Origin of the sequence: Victivallis sp. (assembly GCF_048170485.1) — a bacterium.
Taxonomy (GTDB): domain Bacteria; phylum Verrucomicrobiota; class Lentisphaeria; order Victivallales; family Victivallaceae; genus Victivallis.
In genome coordinates, this window is record NZ_DBEXAY010000297.1 from 1 (window position 1) to 2,926 (window position 2,926).

The window sequence follows — 2,926 nt, forward strand, 5'->3', positions numbered from 1 at the left end:
AAAGTCTTTTTTCAAAAAAAAATTGAAAATTTCACCTCGGACAGGTATAGTTTATGACATAACATCCGAAAATAATGGAAAAACTATCGTTTTACAATCTGAATTCACCAACTGCAACGAGGCACCATGTTCGTTCTTGAATTGTTCCTGGTCGGAATCGTTCTCCTCTTCATCTTCCTCTTCAACACCATGATCACATTGCGCAATCAGGTCGACCGCATCCGCTGGCAGATCGAAGCGCTGCTCAAACGCCGCCGCGAACTGGCCGCCTCCCTCGGCGCCTCTTCCGACGGTCTCGAAGAGGAGAAGGAAATCTCCCGCCAGCTCAAATTCGACGCCGAACTCGCCGACCGCATCGAAACCCTCTCCGAAACCGATGAACTCATCCGGCGCGATTTCGATGAGTGCGGTTCACTCCTCCAGGAAAATCTCCATCAGTACCGCAGCCGGGCCGCCGCGTACAACCGCGCCCTCGGAAGCCCCGTGTTCCGGCTCTTCGGAAAATCGTCCAAATTCAAACCGCGTGAAATGTTCTGATTCAACGGATTACATGCCGCCGCAAACGGACCCGGAACTCCCCCGGCGGCATCCCTTTGTGGCGTTTGAATACCCGTGAAAAATAAAATGGATCGCTGAATCCGGCCGCAAAAGCGGTCTCCCCGACTGTCGCATCCGGATTGGCCATCCAGTACGCTTCCGCCTTCGCCAGGCGGCGTTCGGTCAACAGCTCCTTGAAACTTGTCCGGTAGTTGCGGCGCAGAAACTGCGAGATCGTCGAAACACTCCGCCCCAGCTTCTTCGCCATCTCCGGCAGCCGGATCGGCTCGGTGCAGTGACGCTCCAGATACTGGTCGATCTCGTTGCGCAACCGGTCCCCCTGCAGGACAGCGAGTTCCCGCACCACGATGTAATCGATCAGCATCTTGAAGAGTCCCAGCACATTTTCCAGTTTTTCCGCGGAAATGCGCGGCAGTTCCCGGAACGCCTGTTCCAGCTTCCGGCGCTGTTCCTCGCTGCTGCACCGCTCGAGCATGCATTCCGGCGGCGCGTCGTTGATCCGGAACTGACCGATCATCAGAAATCCGGCCAGCTGGTCGTGGATGAAAACCGGCGCAATCGCTTCCCGCAGACCGGCGTGACACTGGTAATCGATGATTCCCCGCTGCCGGACCGCCTCCTGCTGCTTGTCGGAGTCGAGAGAGACGCACTGCCGCAGTGTTCCGAGCTCGCGCTGAACCATCCGGCAATAATCGCTGTTGCGCATCTGACGGCCGCGGCGCAGCGTCCGCCCGTCCGCGGAAAAAAACGTGACCCGGATATCCAGTATCGCTGCAAAATGATCCAGCAGCGACTGGACTTCGTCGCTGAGAAAAAGTTCAAACGGCGTCATGCTCATCATCGACCTCGCTTCAAATCGCTTTCTCTACTATATCTTCTTACTGCATAAAAGTCCATACCTGTTGCAAAATTTTCCATTTATAAATCCGTTTTCCGGCATTATATTGTAAAAAACAATGTGCCAGGGGAGTGTGCTGTCTCTCGTTTTGCCCCCTCCCCTCCACCGCGCAGGGAGAGAACCATGAAATATGATTTAAACAATGTGATGTCGCAATTTTCCGTCTACGGCGAATACCTGATCGGAGTTCCGTACGGCACCGGGCATATCAATGACACCTTTCAGGTGACCTTCGATCAGGGCGGCACCATCGTGCATTACATCCTTCAGCGGGTCAACACCAACGTCTTCCGCAAACCGGAAGAGCTGATGGAAAACTTCGTTCGCGTGACCGGCCACATCGGCCGGAAAATCCGGGAGGAACGGAAGCTCCACCCGGAAACCCGCCACCGGACACTCGAAGTGGTTCCGGCGCGTGACGGCAAACCGTTTGTCCGCGACGCGGCGGGCAACTTCTTCCGCTGTTACGTCTTCGTCGAAAACGCCCGCACCTACGATATCCTCGAAACCACCGATCAGGCCTACCAGGCGGCGGCCGCATTCGGCAGATTCCAGGCGGATCTCGCCGATCTCGACGGCAGACTTCACGAGACGATCCCGAACTTCCACAACACGCCCTCCCGGCTGGCCGCGCTGGAACAGGCGGTGAAGGAAGATCGCGCCGGACGGCTCAAGCAGGTCGCCCCGGAGCTGGATTTCATCCTCGCCCGCCGCGATGAAACCAGCCGGCTGATCGACCTCCAGGCCGCCGGCGAACTGACCGAACGGACCACCCACAACGACACAAAGCTCAACAACGTCCTGATCGACGACCTCACCGGAACCGGCTGCTGTGTCATCGACCTCGATACGATCATGCCGGGACTACCGCACTACGATTTCGGCGACATGGTGCGGACCGGCACCAGCCCGGCGGCGGAGGATGAAACCAATCTCGATCTGGTGACCATGCGCTTCCCCATGTTCGAGGCGCTGCTACGCGGTTATCTCGCCGGCGCGGGCAGTTTCCTCAATCCGCTGGAGAAATCCCTCCTCCCCTTCTCCGGCAAACTGATCACGCTGGAGATCGGCATCCGGTTCCTCACGGATTATCTGGAGGGCGACGTCTACTTCAAGACCAGACGGCCGGAACACAATCTCGACCGCTGCCGCACCCAGCTCAAACTGGTGCAGTCAATCGAAGAGCAGTACGATGCCATGCGGAAACTGACCGATTCGCTGTCCTGAAATTCCGTATAATAACAGCAGAGGGAGTGTGGCAATCCGCCGCACTCCCTCTCTTCATTCCGGCAACATTCAGAGAAAAATTTTCATCAGCAGCGGGATCGTCAGCAGTGAAAGAATCGTCGTCACGATAATCGCCTGCCCCGCGAAGCCGTGGTCGCCGCCGTACTGCTTCGCCACCAGCACCGAACTGGATGCCGCCGGCATCAGCGCCACGACCGCAGTGGTTTCCCGGATGTCCTGCGG

3 protein-coding genes are annotated in these 2,926 nt (G+C 57.2%); 2 read left to right on the plus strand and 1 reads right to left on the minus strand.

What is annotated here, in order from left to right; genetic code table 11:
- The first annotated feature begins 126 nt into the window (after positions 1-126).
- Positions 127-537 carry a hypothetical protein gene (locus ACMLHG_RS15440; protein ID WP_294435023.1) on the plus strand — a complete coding sequence of 137 codons (411 nt, stop codon included), beginning with the start codon at positions 127-129 and terminating at the stop codon, positions 535-537.
- A gap of 1 nt (position 538) precedes the next feature.
- Here the strand turns inward: ACMLHG_RS15440 and ACMLHG_RS15445 are convergent, their stop codons facing one another.
- Positions 539-1,399 carry a PocR ligand-binding domain-containing protein gene (locus tag ACMLHG_RS15445; RefSeq protein ID WP_417171072.1) on the minus strand — a complete coding sequence of 287 codons (861 nt, stop codon included), beginning with the start codon at positions 1,397-1,399 and terminating at the stop codon, positions 539-541.
- Positions 1,400-1,579: 180 nt separating this feature from the next.
- On the opposite strand from ACMLHG_RS15445, the gene ACMLHG_RS15450 reads away from it, so the two are divergent.
- On the plus strand, positions 1,580-2,683 hold the full coding sequence (locus ACMLHG_RS15450) for a phosphotransferase enzyme family protein (protein ID WP_295806495.1): 1,104 nt from the start codon (positions 1,580-1,582) through the stop codon (positions 2,681-2,683).
- Positions 2,684-2,926 lie beyond the last annotated feature (243 nt).